The sequence below is a fragment of the Halarcobacter sp. genome, from assembly GCF_963676935.1.
Lineage (GTDB): Bacteria > Campylobacterota > Campylobacteria > Campylobacterales > Arcobacteraceae > Halarcobacter.
On the sequence record NZ_OY781470.1, the window covers coordinates 1304691 to 1325644 of the forward strand.

At 30.5% G+C, this 20954-nt stretch carries 15 protein-coding genes; 6 read left to right on the forward strand and 9 right to left on the reverse strand.

What is annotated here, in order from left to right:
• Positions 1-4 precede the first annotated feature (4 nt).
• Complete coding sequence (locus ACKU4C_RS06340) at positions 5-1294, reverse strand: M20/M25/M40 family metallo-hydrolase (protein ID WP_321315416.1); 1290 nt, start codon at positions 1292-1294, stop codon at positions 5-7.
• 119 nt (positions 1295-1413) lie between these two features.
• Here ACKU4C_RS06340 and ACKU4C_RS06345 point away from each other — a divergent pair, with 119 nt between their 5' ends.
• Complete coding sequence (locus ACKU4C_RS06345; protein WP_321315417.1) at positions 1414-1977, forward strand: flavin reductase family protein; 564 nt, start codon at positions 1414-1416, stop codon at positions 1975-1977.
• A 143-nt stretch (positions 1978-2120) separates the two neighbouring features.
• Positions 2121-2438 (forward strand): hypothetical protein, encoded by a 318-nt coding sequence (locus tag ACKU4C_RS06350; protein ID WP_321315418.1) that lies wholly within the window; start codon positions 2121-2123, stop codon positions 2436-2438.
• A 30-nt stretch (positions 2439-2468) separates the two neighbouring features.
• Here ACKU4C_RS06350 and ACKU4C_RS06355 read toward each other — a convergent pair whose 3' ends face one another.
• The 6 genes from ACKU4C_RS06355 to ACKU4C_RS06380 all read right to left on the reverse strand — a co-directional run bounded on the left by ACKU4C_RS06355 (position 2469) and on the right by ACKU4C_RS06380 (position 11692).
• Positions 2469-4739: a methyl-accepting chemotaxis protein gene (locus tag ACKU4C_RS06355; RefSeq protein WP_321315420.1), complete on the reverse strand. Its 2271-nt coding sequence runs from the start codon at positions 4737-4739 to the stop codon at positions 2469-2471.
• Positions 4740-4842: 103 nt separating this feature from the next.
• A complete protein-coding gene (locus tag ACKU4C_RS06360; protein ID WP_321315422.1) occupies positions 4843-5685 on the reverse strand; it encodes a DUF5718 family protein in 843 nt (280 codons plus the stop codon).
• 257 nt (positions 5686-5942) lie between these two features.
• Complete coding sequence (locus tag ACKU4C_RS06365) at positions 5943-6926, reverse strand: aldolase/citrate lyase family protein (protein WP_321315424.1); 984 nt, start codon at positions 6924-6926, stop codon at positions 5943-5945.
• A gap of 28 nt (positions 6927-6954) precedes the next feature.
• Entirely contained in the window at positions 6955-8013 is a 1059-nt protein-coding gene (locus ACKU4C_RS06370) for a MaoC family dehydratase (protein WP_321315425.1), read from the reverse strand.
• A gap of 10 nt (positions 8014-8023) precedes the next feature.
• On the reverse strand, positions 8024-10543 hold the full coding sequence (locus ACKU4C_RS06375; RefSeq protein WP_321315427.1) for an aldolase/citrate lyase family protein: 2520 nt from the start codon (positions 10541-10543) through the stop codon (positions 8024-8026).
• 15 nt (positions 10544-10558) lie between these two features.
• Complete coding sequence (locus tag ACKU4C_RS06380) at positions 10559-11692, reverse strand: aldolase/citrate lyase family protein (RefSeq protein ID WP_321315429.1); 1134 nt, start codon at positions 11690-11692, stop codon at positions 10559-10561.
• Positions 11693-12062: 370 nt separating this feature from the next.
• Between ACKU4C_RS06380 and ACKU4C_RS06385 the strand changes: the two genes are divergently transcribed.
• A complete protein-coding gene (locus ACKU4C_RS06385; protein ID WP_321315432.1) occupies positions 12063-12800 on the forward strand; it encodes an IclR family transcriptional regulator in 738 nt (245 codons plus the stop codon).
• Positions 12801-12808: 8 nt separating this feature from the next.
• Here the strand turns inward: ACKU4C_RS06385 and lipA are convergent, their stop codons facing one another.
• Both lipA and ACKU4C_RS06395 read right to left on the reverse strand, forming a co-directional pair.
• Entirely contained in the window at positions 12809-13705 is an 897-nt protein-coding gene (gene lipA / locus ACKU4C_RS06390; RefSeq protein WP_321315434.1) for a lipoyl synthase, read from the reverse strand.
• Positions 13686-14420: a biotin/lipoate A/B protein ligase family protein gene (locus ACKU4C_RS06395; RefSeq protein ID WP_321315435.1), complete on the reverse strand. Its 735-nt coding sequence runs from the start codon at positions 14418-14420 to the stop codon at positions 13686-13688. The genes lipA and ACKU4C_RS06395 overlap by 20 nt, the downstream gene beginning before the upstream one ends.
• 297 nt (positions 14421-14717) lie before the next feature.
• Between ACKU4C_RS06395 and aceE the strand changes: the two genes are divergently transcribed.
• From aceE to lpdA, 3 genes are read left to right on the forward strand one after another with little or no spacing between them, the layout of a single operon-like run.
• Positions 14718-17390 (forward strand): pyruvate dehydrogenase (acetyl-transferring), homodimeric type, encoded by a 2673-nt coding sequence (aceE, locus tag ACKU4C_RS06400; RefSeq protein ID WP_321315437.1) that lies wholly within the window; start codon positions 14718-14720, stop codon positions 17388-17390.
• A gap of 10 nt (positions 17391-17400) precedes the next feature.
• Entirely contained in the window at positions 17401-19131 is a 1731-nt protein-coding gene (gene aceF, locus ACKU4C_RS06405; RefSeq protein WP_321315439.1) for a dihydrolipoyllysine-residue acetyltransferase, read from the forward strand.
• A 9-nt stretch (positions 19132-19140) separates the two neighbouring features.
• Complete coding sequence (lpdA, locus tag ACKU4C_RS06410) at positions 19141-20907, forward strand: dihydrolipoyl dehydrogenase (RefSeq protein WP_321315441.1); 1767 nt, start codon at positions 19141-19143, stop codon at positions 20905-20907.
• Positions 20908-20954 lie beyond the last annotated feature (47 nt).

Sequence of the window (20954 nt, forward strand, 5' to 3'; positions counted from 1 at the left end):
TTACCTATATAGAATCTACTATCTCTTTTACTATTTTAGAAAGTTTATTTATTGATTCTATTTCAACTTTTTCTCTAGTAGAGTGGGGATTAAAAATATTTGGTCCAATAGAGGCGATTTTCATATTAGGAAATTTATCTTTAAAAATTGCACATTCAAGCCCAGCATGAATTGCTTCTAAACTTGCACCATCATCATATTTTTTATATATGTTTAAAACTTGATTTGTAAACTCATTTATGTCTGGTTTCCATGCAGGATATTTACCTGCTGTTTTAACTTCAAAACCAAAAGATTCTAATAAAACTTTTGTTTCTTTTTTGATTTTTTCTAATTCAAAATTTGACATTGATCTTGCACTTAATTCTATCTCAATATCATCAACATTTGTAGTGATTTTAGCTAAATTTATTGAATTTAAAACAACATCTAAATCTTTATCAAAACCTCTAACACCATTAGCAAATGTATAAATAAAATTAGTAATATTACTATTCCAAATATTCAAATGTTCACTTTTTGTCTCAATTTTACTTATACAAATATTATCATGTACTTTTATTGATGGATAATTCTTAAAGGCTATTATTGCTTTAACATTTACAGGAATTGAATTGATTCTCTCACCACCGTTTATGTCTAACAATAAACCCTTGTTTTCTTTTACAAATTCAGCTATTAATTTAATCCCATTTGGAACATTTTTGTGAATATCAACTCCACTATGACCACCTGGAAGCTTTGATATTTCTATCTCATAAAGTTCATAATTTTCTGTATTTTCAATAATTGTTTTAGAGCTATTTTTTGCAAAAATATCAACTCCTCCAGCACAACCTATACAGATTTCACCTTCCTCTTCACTATCAATATTTAGCATATATGAAGCATTTAATTCTAACTCTAAATGGTTCGCACCAATAAGTCCTATCTCTTCATCTGAAGTAAATAAGTACTCACAATCATAACCTTCAGACATTAACCAAAGCATATATGAACAACCAATTCCATTGTCTGCTCCAAGAGTTGATTCTTTTGCTTTAAAGAAACCATCTTCTTCTACTATTGTTGGTATGCAATTATCTTTTAAACACACTATATCGTAGTGATTTTGAATACATAGTTTTGCTTTTGAATTTTCTTTTTTACATAATATATTATTGTAGTTGTCTACAAGGCAGATATAATTATATTTTTTAGCATAATTTTTGATATATTCAATAAATGGTTGATGAGTTCCACTACATCTAGGAATAGTAGTAATCTCTTTAAAAATCTCTATTATTTTATTCACAAATAACCTTTTTATAAAAATTATAACTAATTTTATTTAAAATTAAATTTCCTAAGGGTTACATTTTAAGCTTTTATTTAACAGATTTTTATAATATATTCATTAAAAAAAGGGAATTTATGATACTTGATTATGCTGATGTAAACGATTTAAACAGATATAAAATTATGTCCGATACTGTTGTACCTAGACCAATTGCATGGATTATAACAGAAGATGATGGAGTAATTAATGCTGCACCATTTTCTTATTTTGTACCTTTATCATCAAATCCACCTGTTGTAATTGTATCTATTGGTAAAAAAGATGATGGAAGCCCAAAAGATACACTTTTTAATATTAGAAAACATAAAAAAGCAACTATTTGTTTTGTAAATAAAGATAATTGTGATGATGTTAAAAATTGTGCAATGCCATTGATGAAAGAGGAGAGTGAGATTAAAGCTTATGAAATTGATGTTCAAAAGCCTTTAGATGATTTTCCACCAATGATTACTTCAACACAAACTGCATTGTTTTGTGAGTTTTATAAAGAGGTTGAATTGCCAGGTAAAACAACACCAATTATTTTAGAGATAAAAAAACAATTTATTGAAGATGGAAGATTAGATGAAAGATCTCATGTTCATGTGGATAATGTTGGTAGAAGTGGAGCATTTTTTAAAGCAATGATTGATTTATAATTTTTAACTTTATAAAAAAGTCTTGCATTTTTGCAAGACTTTTTTTATCTTTATATTGTCTCAAATTGTTATAACATATTGAAAGTTTTTTTTAAGTTTTTTTATATATAATTACGAGCTCAAAAACGAAAAATAGGGGAATTATGAGAATTACGATTACAGATAATGAATTTAATGCAATACAAAAAATATTACTTCAAAATGATATAACTTTATATAACCGAGTTAATGAAGAGTTTAAAAAATCAGTATTATCTTGTACAAAAAAGAAAATAAAAGCAACAGTAAAAGCAAATAATGTAAAAAGAAAAAAAAGTAAAAATGCTGTTGTAAATGCAGTAAATGTTTTAAGATTAGAAAATAGAGATATAACAGTATATAGCGTAGCTAAAACAGCTCAAATAAGTTATAATACTGCAAAAAAATATAAAGAATTTATTCTAGCACAAAAGGCTTCATAAGTTAAAAGAGAAGCTTATAGCTTCTACTTTTTAACTATTTTTTCCATCAAACTCATTGATTTCAACATTTTTTACAACATCTAAAGCAATATTGTTAGTTCCTTTTGCAATATCATTTGTTTGGTCTGCAATTGCAGCATTTTCTTGAGTAAATTTATCTAATTGATTCATAGCATCTGCAATTTGTGTCATACCTAGATTTTGTTCTTTTGCTGCATTTGATACATCATCAATCAGATTATTTGTACTTGAAATTTTTTCTTCAAGACTACTAAAACCTTCAATCATTTTAGTACTAATTACTTTACCATTATTTGCTCTTGTTGTTGCATTTTCAACTAAATCTTTAATCTCTTTAGCTGCTTCAGCTGATCTAGCTGCAAGGTTTCTTACTTCTTGTGCAACTACTGCAAATCCTTTTCCTGCTTCACCTGCAGTGGCTGCCTCAACAGCTGCGTTTAGTGATAAAATATTTGTTTGGAAGGCAATTTGATCAATAACTGAAATAGCTTCGTTGATATTAATTACAGTTTCATTTATCTCATCCATTGCTTTAACAGTATCGTTTGCTAAGTTTTTACCTGTTTGAGCTGATTCTTTAGTTTCATTTGATATATTTAACATCTCTTGAGCTTTTACACTTGTTTGTTGAATATTTCCTGTAATTTCATCAATTGAAGCAGCAGTCTCTTCTAATGAAGCAGCTTGCGAAGTTGCATTTTTACTTAATGTTTGAACATTTTGAGTTAATTCATCTGAACTTTTTTGAAGATTTACACCATCTCTTTGACTATCTTGTAACATTTGAGTCATCATATTGTTCATTTCAATTAATTCTTGACCAATTTTACCTGAAGTCTCTTTATTTAGTTTGGCTGTGAAATCTCTTTGTGTATATTTACTTAATACTTCACTTATTTTATTGATATCTTTACCAACTAATGATTCTAAATTATCTAGCATATCATTTAACAATTTTTTTAATTCATTTAATGAATCTGTTGATGTATGTTCACTGATTCTTTTTTCCAAATAACCTTTACTTACATCATTTACAACATTTTTAACATTTTCAATAAGATGATTATCTTCATCTATACTTTTTGATATTTTGACAATATTGTCATTTATATTTTTTGCCATTTGACCAAATTCATCATTTGATATTAAATCAATTTGTTTTGTTGTATTAGACTCTTTATTAAGATATAAAAAGAATGATTTTAGACCATCTGTAATAACTGTAAGATTTGATTTAAGCTGTTTAACACTTAAAAATATCGTTATCCCAACAATTAAAATACCTAAAATAGCAGCTATTATAGAAAAGTTTCTAATGAAATTTGCTAATGATAAATATTCATCAACGGGTGCATTTATAAAAATAGACCAATTTACGTCAGCCTTATTAATTTTAAAAGGTTTAACATAATTATATGTTTCTAAACCTGTAGTATATGATTTTTTTACAAATGTATAATCTTTTAGTTTTTTAACACTCTCTAAAGCATTCATATACTCTTTATCATTTTTAGTTATTTCAGATACTTTTTTTGAAATTAGTTTTTTATCAGGATGTCCAACAACAGTCCCATAGTTATCTACTATAAAAGCATATCCATGATCATAAACTTTAATAGATTTTGCTAGCTTCCCAAATGTATCTAAGGCAATTTCTGCACCAATAACACCAGCATACTTTCCATCTTTATATAATGGAATAGCAACTGTATTCATTAATGTATCAACTCCTGCTATTGGATAAATATAAGGAGCAGTAATAAACTCTTTATTCGCTTCTTTAGGACCTTTTATCCAACCATTTTCTTCATTATAAGTGGAACCTGTTTGTACAATAATTCCATCTTTTGAACGTGTCACATAAGGATTGAAATCACCTGATTTATCATACCAATTATCTGGGTTAGTAGTATTTTCAGCTTTTTTATCAAAAAGGATTGTACTATCTTTCATAGTCCACCAAAGACCTAATAATTGGTCATTGTCTTTTAAGATAGAAGTCAGTAAAGCAATTGTTTCTTTTTCATCAAGTTTCTTTCCATGATTTATAGCTTCTTGATATTTAGACCACAATGTTTTAACAACAGATACAGACAAATTCATATTTCCTTGAATTTCTGTAGCGTAACTATTAGCCATCTCTTTTACATAAGATTTTGCACCCTCTTGAGCAGTTTCATAAGAATATTTAGAGATAAAAAATATAGTAACAATAAATACTATAGTTGTTGCCCCTAATATTCTTATTAATAACTTATTGCCAAAACTTGAACTTTTCATCACTATCTCCTAGTTTAAATATTGTTATTATATCATTAAATAGTATCTGAATGGTTTCAATTATTAGTTATTTTAATACTTTTTCTAGTTTTATAATAGTTGCTTATTCAACTATTTGATGTAATTTACTGCATTTTGATAGATGAATATCAACTCCTGACATATCTTTTTTTATATCTTCAAAAGAGTGAAAGTGTGCATCATATACATAAACAAAGATTTCGTCACCTTGTTTTAAAAAGTGGTGTTTACCAAAATCAGCATATGCGGTTGCACCAGCAGCTATTAACAAGCCTTTATAATTAGTTAAATTTTCTAAATATTGTGGCAAGCCCTCAAGTGGTCCCATATCTGGTTGATTATTAAATTGTTCAATCATCCAATTTTTTAATTGTCCAAAAAAATATGAGTATGATTTAACTGCACTAATTGCACCATAGTTTTTTAATACACCATCTCTTCTAATAAATGAAGCTATATGGTATTTACTTAGGATACCTTTTTCTGTAAAATCATCAATTTTTATAAAATCAGGAGAAATCCCTTTTGAGTTTTTCCCCCAATTCTTTTTTGTACTTAATTTTTTACCATCTTGAACTCTACTTGAACAATCATTGAACGCCCCAAAATATTTTGGAATTAAATCAATTAGTTTTCCATCTTCATATACAAAATCACAAAGTAGAGCAACTTCAGCTTCAACTTGTAATTTTTCTAAATTGTTATAGTTTATTTTATCTGTAGAATAGGGTAAGTTTCCTAAATGTGAATTATCTTCAGGAATATAAAAAGGAAATAATCCTTTTGGTGCATTTTGTTCTGTAGTTTGAATAACTGAAAATTCGTCTGCTTCTCCCGCTTCACCAAGGTGTCCTGCAAAGTTTCCTGCAACACCAAATCCTAAATAATCTTTTAATTCATCTGTATTAATATTATATTTTTCCATTATATTTGCCTTTAATTATAAATAATTTTGACAATAAGTTTTTTTATTTTAGTGTGATTATTTATTTGAGTGAGAATTTTTTTGAAGTTTATTGTGTAGTTAAGCTATATTGTCTATAAAAATCTACCGCGGAATAAACTCTTCTCACTGTAGTGGACGACGAGCATAAGTAATGTATATTTCATCTTTTCTCCTTTTACTTTTTTCAAGAGAGAAGCATACTCCTCTCTTGCAAAAATAAAACTTAAGATTTTAAACTAAGAAAAAAATCTTTTTTCTGTTTCATCTAACAGTTTTGCACCAGAGAATTTTGCTCTTTGAACTAATTCCCAAAAATATCTGTATGTAGCTCTATCATGTAGCTCTCCATCATACTGAATTGGTCCCCATTCTGCATCTTGAGCAGCAAGTAAGATATTTTGTGCCGCTTCTAACTCAGTAAAGTCTGGTTTCATTGCATCAACAATTGCCTGTACTTGTGTTGGGTAAATTGACCACATTCTCATAAATCCAAACTCATTTCTAGCTCTTTGGGCATCTTTATAAGTTTGGTAAGGATTTTTAAGGTCTAATGTTACATTATGACAAGGAATAACATGGTTTTGAATTGCTGCTTGACAAACTTTTGCTTTTGCTGCACCAATTAATCTATGATCAAATTGTCCTGGACTTCTCATGTTAATTGCTGGAATTGCTCCTTGGTAACCTGAAACAAAGTCCATTAAACCAAAATCTAAAACTTGTAACCATGGTAATGTAGCAATTTTCTCTACATCTTGTAATGCCCCATGAGTTTCAATTAAGATATGAATTGGAATCTCTCTACTAATTCCTGCTTTTTTAGCAACCTCTTGAATATATTCAATTTGAGTTTTAACATCTTCATAAGAAGTTGATTTTGGTAATGTGATATATGCTAATTTTTCACCAGCACCTGGAACTAAGATATCAACATCTTGTCTCCAATCTGGATGAGAAAAATCGTGTATTCTTGTACCAGCCATACCATATGGATTCTCTTCTGAGTTTACAACTCTAACAATCATTTGGGCATGTTCAACCTCTTTACCAGTTTCTGCTCCATCCTCACAATCACAAGTAATATCAAAAACAGGTCCAAGTTTTCTTTGCATATCAAAACCTTTTTTGATAAGTTTTTCGCTTCCTGCAAAGTGCTCACAAGTAGGAATAATCGGTAAAGATTTTCCAGATTCAAATAGTGCTTCATTAGGGTGTGTCATAATAATTTTCCTCTCTTTAAATTAAATTTTATTTTTTAGTTTTATTTTTTGGAATGATTACAGTGTAATCTAAATCAAGTACTATATTTTTTAAGTACTTACCATCTTCATCTTTTGGATTACTAATCTCTTTAGATTTTTGATTTTTAACAGCAACTGTTCTTAATCTTAATAATCCAATATCATCTCTTTTATGGTCAATTGTATCAATCACTTCTGTATAAGCATAAATTGTATCTCCTGCATAAGTAGGGTTACAATGTGCTCCACTGTTTATTGCATAGATCCATTGTGCATTTTGTAAACCATTAAATGAAATTGCCCTTGCAATTGAGATAATAATCCCACCATACATCAACCTTTCACCCATAGGTGTAGATTTCATCATATGGTCATTGAAGTGAACTTTTGCATTGTTTTGATACAGTTTTGTTGCTAAAGTGTGGTCACTATTATCTATTGTTATACCTTCAGGGTGATTTAGTCTTTCCCCTTTTTCATAATCTTCAAAAAAGTATTTACCACCAGTTGCATCTGTATCAACCATACTTACTATTGGCATATTGATATTGTCACTAATAGGTGTAGATTCTTTAAATGTTGGAATCTCTTTAATACCTGTTAATGTTGTTTTATCTTTTTTATGAACCATAACCCATCTTTTGAAGTTTAAAACTTCATCTTTATTTTGATTCAAACCAATAGAGTGTACATATACAACTCCACTTTTACCATTTGAGTTCTCTTTTAATCCAATTACTGTAGATGTCATAGAAACGGTGTCACCTACATAAACTGGATTTGGAAAACTAATCTCTGCATATCCTAAGTTTGCAATTGCATTTAAAGATATATCTTGTACAGATTTACCAAATGTCAAATGAAACATTAGTAGATCATCAATTGGTCTTTTGTCATATCCCATCTCTTTTGCTACTACATCAGAAGAGTGTAGGGCAAATCTAGAACCAGTAAAGGCAATGTATAAAGATACATCCCCTTGGCTTACTGTTCTTGGAAGTGGATGAACAATCTCTTGACCAATTGAAAAGTCTTCAAAAAAGTTACCTATATTTATTTTTGACACTTTCTTCTCCTTATTTACCAAATAGGTTTTGACCTAAAGCTTTATATGTTTCATAAAGTGTAATCATCTTTTTAGCCCATTTGATTTTACATTTATCAACAAGCTTATCTTTAAAAAGAATTACCTCTTTACCATCTTTCTCAGCCTCTTCATATTTTGCAATCATCTCTTCATACTCTTGAACCTCTTTTTGTTTAGGAGTAAAGATATCATTGATATATTCAACTTGAACAGGATGAATCAATGCCTTACCATCAAATCCAAGATTAAAGGCATCTTTTGTTGAGTCTTCGCAAGCAAACTCATCGTGTACATCATAGTGTGGTCCATCAATAACTGTTTTACCATAAGCTTTTGCAGATAATGCAATTCTTGCAAGGTAATTAAACATCGCTTTTGAACCTCTTTTTATATCAATTTGAAGTCTATTTGAAAGCTTATTTGAACCAACTACTACAACTTCAAGTTTAGAACTAACTCTACAAATCTCTGGAGAGTTTAAAATAGCAAGTGGAGTCTCTATCATAACCATCATAGTTAAATTAGGATTTACTTCCATTAAAGCTTTTTCAGCTTCTAAAACTTGTTCCGGAGTTTCTATTAGTGCAAATAGTATGGCATCAACATCTAACTCACGAGCAAGTTCCATATCCTTTTTGAAGTCCTCAGTACCAATAGTATTTACTCTTAATACTCTTTCAGATTCACCAAATTTAGAACCCTCTTCTTTGTAAACTTCTCTTATTACTTCCCTTGCAATCTCTTTTTGTTCTTGTAAAATAGCTTCTAAATCAAATACAACACAATCAGCTAGAATTGATTTTGATTTTTGTACATACTTTTTATTGTATGCTGGTACAAATAGCATTGATCTTCTTGCTTTATATTCAATGATCTCTTCACCAGTTTCTTTTGCATGATATTGTTCATGTAATTGTTTAACTAGTTGTTTTCTTAATACTTTTCCATTTTTTGTTCTTGGATAATCTTTTAATCCAAAAATCATTTTAGGAGCTTTATATTTTGCTAAATTGTTTTGAGAATAAGCTAAAACTTCTTCCTCTTGTTCTTTTGTTAATTCTTGGTGACCAATAACTGCAATAGCAACTAATGTTTTATCTTTACCAATTTCAAGTCCAAAAGCAACACAATCCGCAACTAAATCGTGAGTTTTAACAACTCTTTCTATTTCATGTGGTGATACTCTAAATCCAAAAGTATTGATAATATCATCTTTTCTACCTATAAACCAGATATATCCATCTTTATCTCTTTTTGCATAATCACCAGTAAAGAAATAACCATCATGTTTAGCTTTTGCTGTTTCCTCTTCTAATTGCCAATATTCTAAGAATAATCCTGGGTCATCCATACCTATACAAATCATCCCTTCCTCTTCAACATCAACTTCTTCTAAAGTTTCTGGGTTAAGAAGTTTAACAATATGTCCAGGTTGTACAAATCCAGCACTTCCAGGTCTAATTGGATTATTTATTGAGTGTGAGATGTAATAAGAACATTCACTCATACCAATAGCTTCAAAGATATCTTGCTTAAATCTATCTCTCCATAAACCAATCATTTCATCTGATAAATGCTCTCCAGCACTCATACAATATCTTAAGCTTGGACAATCATCAATTGTAAAATCTGTTTTTTGGATAATCTGTCTATAGATTGTTGGAACTCCAATAAAGATAGTACATTTGTGTTTTTTAATTAAATCAATCCAAGTTGAAGCATCATTTGCACCTTCATATGCAATAACAGTGTGACCGTTATATAATGGATCCATTAAAGCTGAACCTAATACATAAGTCCAGTTAAATTTACCAGAGTGCATAATTCTGTCATTTTCTTTAAAGTTAAACCAATATTCAGTTGCTGGAGTTCTTCCAACTAATGATCTATGTGAATGTAAAACCCCTTTTGGATAACCAGTTGTTCCTGACGTATAAACTAAATATGCAGGCTCACCAGCTTTCGAGTTATAATGGTTTGGTGTTTTATCTGTATCTTTTAAAATCTGATTTAAAGAATATACATTTATACCTTTTGGCTTTTTTAAATCCTCTACTGAATCTGTTGCTGCAACTATAATTGTTTTTAGGTTATCAACATTTTCTAAATATGGAACTAAGTTTTCATACATAGAAGCTGATAATACAATAGCACTTGCTTGAGAATCTTCTGCTAAATACTTAACTTCTGAACCACTTAATAGTGTTGAAGTTGGAACTGCAATAATCCCTGCTTTTATAGCTCCAAAAAACGAAATAGGGTAAGCAAGCGAGTTTTTAAGACAAACTAATACTCTATCCCTTGGAGCAATTCCAATTGATGTTAGGAAGTTACATACTTGGTCAGATTTTTCAGCTAAATCTTTATAAGTAATTTCATCTGTACCTAATTTATCATCTTCAATAATCATTGCTGTATTATTCTCTTTAGGTGTACCTACATGAGAAGATGTACAAGCAACACCAATATTTAAAAATTCAGGTACTTCTATAGTTAGATTTGTAGTCATTTTTAACTCCCTCAATTATATTTGACCATAAGGCCAGTTTTCTTTAAATGTATGAAGTGGCATTCTATTTAACACTTTAAGTGCAAATATTTTGTCCTCTTCTTTTAAACTATTTAAGGCATATGCTCTTAAGATATTTTGTAAAGATTTACCAAACATTGGTGGATCTAACATCTCTCCTTCATATCTAATTGCACCAGATAATAAGGCATCAGTTTTAATCGCTTCATTTAATATATCAACATCTTTTGCAATCTCTTTTGGACTTGGAGTAAAAGCAACTTTACAAATATTAATATGATTTGGAGTAATTACTTGTTTTCCTGTAAGACCCATAGCTGTTTCTCTTTGTGCATGAGAATATACATGTCTAGATGCATCATCACCATGCAAATCTAGCCATCTTCTAATATCTTTTTTCTCAACACATGAATCTGGTAATGAGTTTGGTGTTAAAAGTACTTCAACTCCTCCAATAACTCCTTTACCTTTAACTCTTGCTTCCATTGTAAGCATATTGAAAAAAGTTTTTAACTCTTCAATCCAACCCTCAGGTGTGATTTTATACGCCATAGCTTTTGAAAAGTCATGGATACCAAATACTACATGTTGTACAGTTGAGTGATTCATAAGTTTATCTGCAATTTGTAAAGATTTTGGATGTTCAATAATTGGTTGAATTTGTAAATTACTTCCGATCGATACTAGCCAAGAAGATAAATCTCTAATCTCTGCATCCCCATAAACTTCACCAGCTTTTGCCAAAACAATTGCATCAATATGTTTATGGATTTTTTTAATCATTTTTAAATCTTCTTCATACTCTGCTGTTCTGAATGGATTTATTCTAACTGCAATTTGAAAATCTCTTTCGGGAAATTTAGGTAACTCTTCAACTAAAAGTTTTCTCGACATCTCCTTCATTCTACAACCATCTTCTAAGTCAAATAAAACTGTATGTGCTTTTGTTTTATAAGCATGCTTCTGTAATCTATACTTAGCTTGTTCCATAGTTTCATATGTCCCATCAAGTGGATTAAACTTAATTGGTGGATAATAAATCTGAATACCTGGCCATTTTCCTCCAAGTACTGGTTTTAAGTCATCATTAGCGGTTAATTTTGATAAATCTATGAAAGATGAACTCATAATTATTTCCTCTTTTTCTTTTTATTTTTTATTAATTTTTACAGATTAATGATTCTGATAGGGGAATTAATCCATAGAAAAAATAAGTTGAAATAGAAATTTATTTATTAATTTTATAATTAAGTTTTATTTTATAAAGCCTTATAGATACGATAAAATCGAGCTTTTTTAAAGTGAGAATATGATAGTTTCACATTGTGAGAAAAATTAGTAAAATTATCTTAGAATATAAAAAAAAATCTTTTAAATTTGTGGTTACTTTTTACACATTTTGCAGATTTTGTAACAATGTAGTATAGATTTAGTACAAATTTATTTATATAAAAGATGTTAATATATAAAAAATCTAATAACGAAAGAATAATAAAAAGTGCAACCAAGTAAAAATAAATCGTTTACTAAAGGGCTTCAAGTATTAAAAGAGATTATGAGTTGTAATAAACCTATTACAGCAAATGTTTTATGCCAAAAATTAAATATTGATAAAAGTACAATGTCAAGACTTATAACAACACTTATGAATGAAGACTTTATAGAGTATAAAGGGGATTCAAAAGAGATAATTTTAAGTGATATTCTTAGAAAAATTGTAAATAAAGATGATAGAGAAAAAATTGTTGAAAGAACAGTTTCTTTACTTGATGAAATCTTTTACTTAACAGATGAGGCTTCATACTTAGGAATACTAGATAATAATTCAACCCTATATTTAAATCAAATTGATAAATCAAATAGGGTAATAAAAACTAGAGATTCAATTGGTTTACATGCACCTTTACATTCAAATGCCTTTGGGAAAGTGATTATGGCTTTTTCAAATGAAGTAGATATCACTTCACTTACTTTGACAAAATTTACTTCAAATACTATTACAACTGTTTCAAAACTTGAAAAAGAGTTAGAAGATGTAAAAGAAAATGGTTATGCTATAGGAGATGAAGAACATGAATTTGGTTTAAAATCTGTTGCCGTACCATATTTTAATAAACAAAATAAATTTATTGGTGCTGTAGGTATTTCTGGCTTGTCTGTTAGATTAGATGAAGAAAAACTTCATAAATATGGAAATGAAATGCTTAAAATATCAAAAGGGTATCATAATCTATAAAGAAAGTCTTAAAGACTTCCTTTTTGATTAGCTAAATATTCATGGGCCATATAAGAACTTCTTGCATATGGAGTAGAGTGAACAAAATCAAATCCCATATCTAAAGCTATTTTTTTGTATCTCTCAAATTGTTCAGGTTTTACAAACTCTTTTACTTTTTCATAATCTCCTGAAGGTGCTAGGTATTGCCCAATACTTAAAAATTTACATCCAACTTCAAGTAAGTCTTTAAAAACTTGAATCATCTCTTCTTCTGTTTCACCAAGTCCAACCATAAGTGCTGATTTTGTTTTAACTTTTTCTCCACCTAATTCTTTTAGTTTTCTAAGAACTTCTAGACTTCTTTTGTATGTAGAGTTTCTTCTAATATGATATAAAGATGGAACTGTCTCTACGTTATGCCCAATAATAACTGCGCCGCTATCTACAACTCTTTGTAGAGATTCAACTTTACCTTTAAAATCAGGAATTAAAATCTCAACTTGTGTTCCAGGAGACTTTTCTAAAATATTTTGTGTAACTCTATAAAATTGTTCTGCGCCACCATCTTCTAAATCGTCTCTTGCTGGACTTGTAATAACTACAAATTTTAATCCTAATTTTAATACAGAAGTTGTAACCCCATCAATCTCAGCTAAATCAACTTCTGTTGGTTTTCCTGTATGAACATTACAATAAGTACATCTTCTTGTACAGATATTTCCTAAGATTAAAAATGTTGCATTTCTTTTTGAGTAACACTCACTAATATTTGGACATTTTGCTTCTTGACAAATAGTATGTAATCCATGTTCACCTAATAAGTTTTCCATCTCTTTTTGTGCAGTTGGAACAAGTTTTTTTCTTAGCCATTCTGGTTTTTTGAAATTAACTGTTTTTTTTGTTTCATTTACTGCCATTGTCATATTTTTCCTTTAATAAATTATTTTTTAAATTCTCTTCCTCTTTTGTTAATTGTGTAAATTCTAATTCTACATTAAATGTATCTTCAAAAGATTGAGTTAATTTGTTTTGTACTGTTTCAAAATCAATATTTTTTCCAATATCTTCAAGTGATATTCCAATCTTATTGTCAATTGTGTTACCTTTTTTCACACTAGTAACTGGAATTGAACCATGTTGAAATATAGCTTTTTTTGTTCTTCTTTGTGCATTTCCACCAATTTTTTGTCCATTTACTAATATATCATATGCTTCAAACCCAACTTGACAGTACTCACTTTTAGATAGTTGTATATTCAAGTTATCCTTTGCATAACACACTTCTAAACCTAGTTTTTTATAAAAATCAAGTATAAAAAGACATATCTTTTCATAAGATTCTTTTATATTAAAACCCTTTAAAAGGTTTACTGGAAGTATTAAAGAATAAGATACATCATGTCCATGAAACAGTACACCACCACCAGTTATTCTTTTTGCAATATTATTAAAATCATAGTTTTCAACTTTTTGTGAAATACCAATAGTTACGCTATTTTCATCCCATGTGTAAAGTCTTAATATTGGTAAATCATTATCTTTTAATGATAATAACAATGCTTCATCTGTAGCCATGTTAACTTTTGATGAATTTTTTTCTGATATAATTACTCTAAATTTAGTGTGTTCATTAATCAATGCTTTATACCTTTTTATTATAAAAAAATCTTATTTTTATAAAGTGTGTCATATAAATAAAATAACTGAAATTTGTCACTATTTTTTCATTATAATTTCATTTTTATAGAATAAAACTTATAAAATAGACATAATTTTAAAAATAAAAAAAAATTAAGTTAAACAAAGTATCATATGTTCATAATTCGATAAATTGGTATCTAATGATACATAATTTTTACATAATGAACATATGTTCACTCATTATTGTAAGAATAAGATGCGAATTTTATTAAAATCTTTTATAAGGAATTGTGAATGTCAGAATTAAACTTAAACGACATCGACCCTCAGGAAACGCAAGAGTGGCTTGATGCTTTAGAGGCAGTTATTAAAGAGGAAGGGAGCCAAAGAGCTCATTTCTTATTAGACCAACTAATTGATAATGCTAGAAGAAATGGAGCAGATATACCACATAGTGCTAACACTTCATATCTTAATACTATCCCTGTTGACCAAGAACCTAAAATGCCAGGTGACAGAGATCTTGAGCGAAAAATTAGATCTATTATTAGATGGAATGCGCAAGCAATGGTTTTAAGAGCTTCTAAAAAGAATCTTGAACTTGGAGGACATATTGCATCTTTCCAATCTTCTGCTACTTTATATGATGTTGCATTTAACCACTTTTTTAAAGCACCAAATGAAAAAGATGGTGGGGATTTAGTGTTTTATCAAGGACATATATCTCCAGGTATATATGCAAGATCTTTTGTTGAAGGAAGATTTACTGAAGAACAAATGGATAATTTTAGACAAGAAGCATTCGCTGATGGTTTATCTTCATATCCACACCCAAAATTGATGCCTAATTATTGGCAATTCCCAACTGTATCTATGGGGCTTGGACCAATACAAGCTATTTATCAAGCTAGATTTTTAAAATACTTAACAGATAGAGGTATTAAAGATTGTTCTGAACAAAAAGTATATTGTTATATGGGAGATGGTGAGTGTGACGAACCAGAATCTTTAGGGGCAATTGGATTAGCTGGTAGAGAAGGTTTAGATAACTTAGTATTTGTTATTAACTGTAACTTACAAAGACTTGATGGTCCAGTAAGAGGAAATGGTAAAATCATCCAAGAACTTGAAGGACAATTTAGAGGTGCTGGATGGGAAGTTATCAAAGTTATCTGGGGTAGACACTGGGATGCTCTATTAGATAAAGATAAATCTGGTAAGTTAAAACAACTTATGGATGAAACTGTTGATGGTGAGTACCAAAACTTCAAACAAAAAGGTGGAGCTTATACAAGAGAACACTTCTTTAATAAACATCCAGAAACTGCAAAACTTGTAGAGAATATGAGTGATGATGAAATTTGGAGATTAAATAGAGGTGGACATGATCCAGTTAAAGTTTATGCTGCATACAAAAAAGCAAATGAAACTAAAGGTAAACCATCTGTAATCCTTGCTAAAACTGTAAAAGGTTATGGTATGGGTGAAGCAGCTGAAGGTAAAAATATTGCACATGGTGTTAAAAAAGTAGATACATCTGTATTAAGACAATTTAGAGATAGATTTGACATTCCTATTTCTGATGAAGATGTAGAAAACTTAAAATACTATAGACCAGCAGAAGATTCTACTGAAATGAAATATATGAAAGAAAGAAGAGCAGAACTTGGTGGTGTAGTACCACAAAGAAGAGAAAAATTTTCAACTGCTTTAGAGATTCCTTCAATAGATAAATTTGATGCTGTATTACAAGGAAGTGGTGAGAGAGAAATCTCTACTACTATGGCATTTGTAAGAGTATTAAATATCTTAGTAAAAGATAAAAAAATTGGAAAACAAATTGTTCCTATTGTTCCGGATGAAGCTAGAACATTTGGTATGGAAGGTATGTTTAGACAACTTGGTATCTATTCATCAGAAGGGCAAAAATATATTCCTCAAGATAAAGATCAAGTTGCATACTATAAAGAGGATAAGAAAGGACAAGTACTTCAAGAAGGTATTAATGAGTTAGGTGCAATGGGTTCTTGGGTTGCAGCAGCAACATCTTACTCAATCAATGATTGTCCTATGATTCCATTCTATATTTTCTATTCTATGTTTGGATTCCAAAGAACTGGAGATATTTGTTGGGCAGCAGGTGACCAAATGGCAAGAGGTTTCTTAGTTGGTGGTACTTCAGGTAGAACTACACTTAATGGTGAAGGTTTACAACACGAAGATGGACATTCACATGTTATTGCAAATACAATTCCAAATTGTGTTACTTATGACCCTACTTATGGATATGAAGTTGCAGTTATCGTTCAAAATGGTATTGAAAGAATGTATGGAGAGAAACAAGAAAATGTATTCTTCTATCTTACAACATTAAATGAAAACTATAAACAACCAGCTATGCCAGAAGGTGCACAAGAAGGTATCTTAAAAGGTATTTATAAACTTAAAGATGTAGAAGCTAAAAACAGCTATAAAGTTAAATTACTTGGTTCTGGTTCTATTTTAGAGCAAGTTAGAGTGGCATCTGAAGTTTTAGCTAGTGAATATGGAATTGCTTCTGAGCTTTACTCTGTAACTTCATACAATGAGTTAGCAAGAGAAGCACAAGAGACAGAAAGATACAACTTATTACATATTGATGAAGAGGATAAAGTACCATATATCCAAACTGCACTTGATAGTGATGAAGACACAATTATTATCTCTGCAACTGATTATATTAAAGCATACTCTGAGCAATTAGCTCCATTTGTAAAAGGTGACTTTAAAGCACTTGGTACTGATGGTTTTGGAAGATCTGATTCTAGAGCAAACTTAAGATCGTTCTTTGAAGTTGATACTGACTTTATTGTATTTACTACTTTAGCTCAATTAGCTAAAAAAGGTAAGATTGAAAAATCTGTATTAGTTGATGCAATGAAAAAATATAATATTGATCCAGAAAAAATCAATCCATTAAAAGCGTAAGGGGTAAAAGATGAGTAAAATTGTAGATATTTTTATTCCTGATTTAGGAGCTGATAAAGACGTTGATTTAATTGATATTATGGTTGCTGTTGGTGATACAGTTGAAGAGGAAGATGGATTAATCACACTTGAAACTGAAAAAGCATCTATGGATGTTCCAACAACTCATGGTGGAGTTATTAAAGAGATTCTTGTTAATGTTGGTGATAAAGTAAATAGTGGTGATTTAATTGCTAGAGTTGAAGTTGAAGAAGAGGGTACTTCTGAAGAAGCACCAGCTGCTAAACCTGCAAAAGCAGAAACTCCAGCTCCAACTACTTCTGCACCTACAACTGAATCTGCTAATTCTTCAGAACCAATGGATTTAAAATCAGCAGAAGATGAACTAAAAGCAATTTCTGCTTCAGGTGCTGAAATCTCTTGTCAATTTGTAAATGAACAAACTATTTGTTCAGTGGTTGAAGAGGTTTATATCCCAGATTTAGGTGCTGATAAAGATGTAGATTTAATCGATGTTATGGTTTCTGTTGGAGATACAGTTGAGCTTGACGATGGTTTAATCACTCTTGAAACAGAAAAAGCATCTATGGATGTTCCTGCACCATTTGCTGGTGAGATTTTAGAACTGTTTGTTAAAGTGGGAGATAAAGTAAATAGTGGTGATTTAATTGCTAAGATGGTTAAAACTGTTGTTATGGAAAGTAAAGTACCAACTCCTGCAAAAGCTGCACCAGTTGCTGCACCTGAAAAGAGAGAAGAAAAAGAACCAGCAACTGTTCAAGCAGCAGCAGCTAGTGTAACAGCTGAGAGTTCAACTGTACTTCAAGAAAAATCTAAAAAAGTTTACGCTTCACCTTCTGTTAGAAGATTAGCTAGAGAGTTTGGTGTAGATTTAGGTTTTGTTAAAGGTAGTGGTAGAAAAGGAAGAATCCTTAAAGATGATGTTAAAGCTTATGTAAAAGAGCAGTTAAATAAACCTGCTGTTGCAGCTGGTGGAACTGGTCTTGGATTTGCATTCCCAGAACTTAAAGAGGTTGATTTCTCTCAATTTGGTGAGATTGAAACTGTAGAATTAAGTAGAATTCAAAAAATCTCTGGACCATCATTACATAGAAACTGGGTTTCAATGCCTCATGTTACTCAATTTGATGAAACAGATATAACTGAAATGGAAGAGTTTAGAAAAGCTCAAAATGCAATTGCTGATGGATTTAAATTATCTCCACTTGTATTTGTAGTAAAAGCTGTTGCTAAAGCACTTGCAATTCATCCTAAATTTAATGCATCATTAACTCCTGATGGACAATCATTGGTTATGAAAAAATATTTCCATATTGGTGTTGCAGTTGATACTCCAAATGGACTTGTTGTTCCAGTTATCAAAGATGCAGATAAAAAAGGGTTTAAAGAGATTGCTCTTGAATTAGCTGATTTATCTGCTAAAGCAAGAGAAGGTAAGTTAAAAGCTCCTGATATGCAAGGTGCAAGTTTTACTATCTCATCATTAGGTGGAATTGGTGGTACATACTTTACTCCAATTATCAACGCACCTGAAGTTGCAATTTTAGGATTATCTAAATCTCAAATGAAACCAGTATGGAATGGTGAAGAGTTTGCACCAAGACTTATGTTACCATTATCATTATCTTATGACCATAAAGTTATTGATGGTGCAGATGGTGCAAGATTTACAACTACATTATCACAACTATTAAGTGATATTAGATTGTTAAGTCTATAAGGAGTTAGAATGGGAAAAATTGTAGATATTGTTATTCCTGATTTAGGTGCTGACAAAGATGTTGACTTAATAGATGTAATGGTTGCTGTTGGTGATACAGTTGAAGAGGAAGATGGACTAATCACTCTTGAAACTGAAAAAGCATCAATGGATGTACCAACAACTCATGGTGGAGTTATTAAAGAGATTCTTGTAAAAGTTGGTGATAAAGTAAACTCTGGTGATTTAATTGCTAGAGTTGAAGTAGAAGAGGAAGCAGCAACAACTGCTGCTCCTACACCAACTACAGAAGCTCCAAAAGCAGAACCTATAAAACAAGCACCAACTTCTACTGATACAAGTGGAGCAAGTGAAGTTAAAGGTCAAGTTTTAGTTATTGGTGCTGGTCCTGGTGGATATTCTGCTGCATTTAGATGTGCAGATTTAGGTCTTGATACAGTATTAGTTGAGAGACATGATACTTTAGGTGGTGTTTGTCTAAATGTTGGATGTATTCCATCAAAAGCTCTTTTACACGTAGCAAAAGTTATTGAAGAAGCTGAGCATATTAATCATGCTGGTATCAAGTTTGCTAAACCTGAGATTGATTTACCAGGTGTAGCCGCATATAAAAGTGGAGTTGTTAAAAGACTTACTGATGGACTTGCTGGTATGGCAAAGATGAGAAATGTAAAAGTTATCCAAGGTACTGCAAGTTTTATTGATGAAAATTCTGTTATTGTAAATCATACAAAAGATGATGGAAAAACAGTAGTTAAATTTGATAATTGTATTATTGCTGCTGGATCTCAAAGTTCTAAAATGTCATTTATCCCTCATGAGGATCCTAGAATTTGGGATTCTACAAATGCATTAGAGGTAAAAGAAGTACCTAAGAAAATGCTTATCATGGGTGGTGGTATCATCGGACTTGAGATGGGTACTGTTTACCAAAAATTAGGTTCTGAAGTTGATGTGGTTATTAGAGGACCTCAAGTTATGACTGGAACTGATAAAGATATCGTTAAGGTATATACAAAAGCAAATGAGAAGAGATTTAACTTTATGTTTAAAACTCAAACTCAAGCTATTATCCCTAAAGAAGATGGTATTTATGTTGAATTCAAAGGCGATAATGCACCAGAACCAAAAACTTATGATGCAGTTTTAGTTGCTATGGGAAGAACACCAAATGGACTTAAAATAGGTCTTGAAAATACTGGTATTGAAGTTGATGATAAAGGATTTATCTCAGTTGATAACCAAATGAGAACAAAAGTTCCTCATATTTTTGCTATTGGTGATATTATTGGTGGACCAATGTTAGCACATAAAGCGGTACATGAAGGTCATGTGGCAGCAGAAGTTATTGCAGGTCACAAAGTATTCTTTGAACCAAAACAAATCCCAGGAATCGCTTATACATTCCCAGAGATTGCAACAGCTGGTATGAGTGAAATAGAAGCTAAAGAAGCTGGTATCAATTATGAAGTTTCATCATTCCCATGGTCTGCTTCTGGACGTGCATTAGCAGCAGATGTTGCAGATGCTGGTATGACAAAACTTATCTTCGATAAAGATACTCACCAACTAATTGGTGGAGCAATCGTAGGAGATAACGCAGGAGAGTTATTAGGAGAAATTTCACTAGCTCTAGAGATGGATTGTGATGCAGAAGATATAGGACTTACAATTCACGCTCACCCAACACTACACGAGTCTGTAGGTATGTGTGCAGAGATATTCCACGGAAGTATTACTGATTTACCTAATGCGAAGGCTGTAAAGAAGAAATAGTTTAAATAGTTTAAACATTTTGAAATAAAGCCCATCTTCTATTTTGA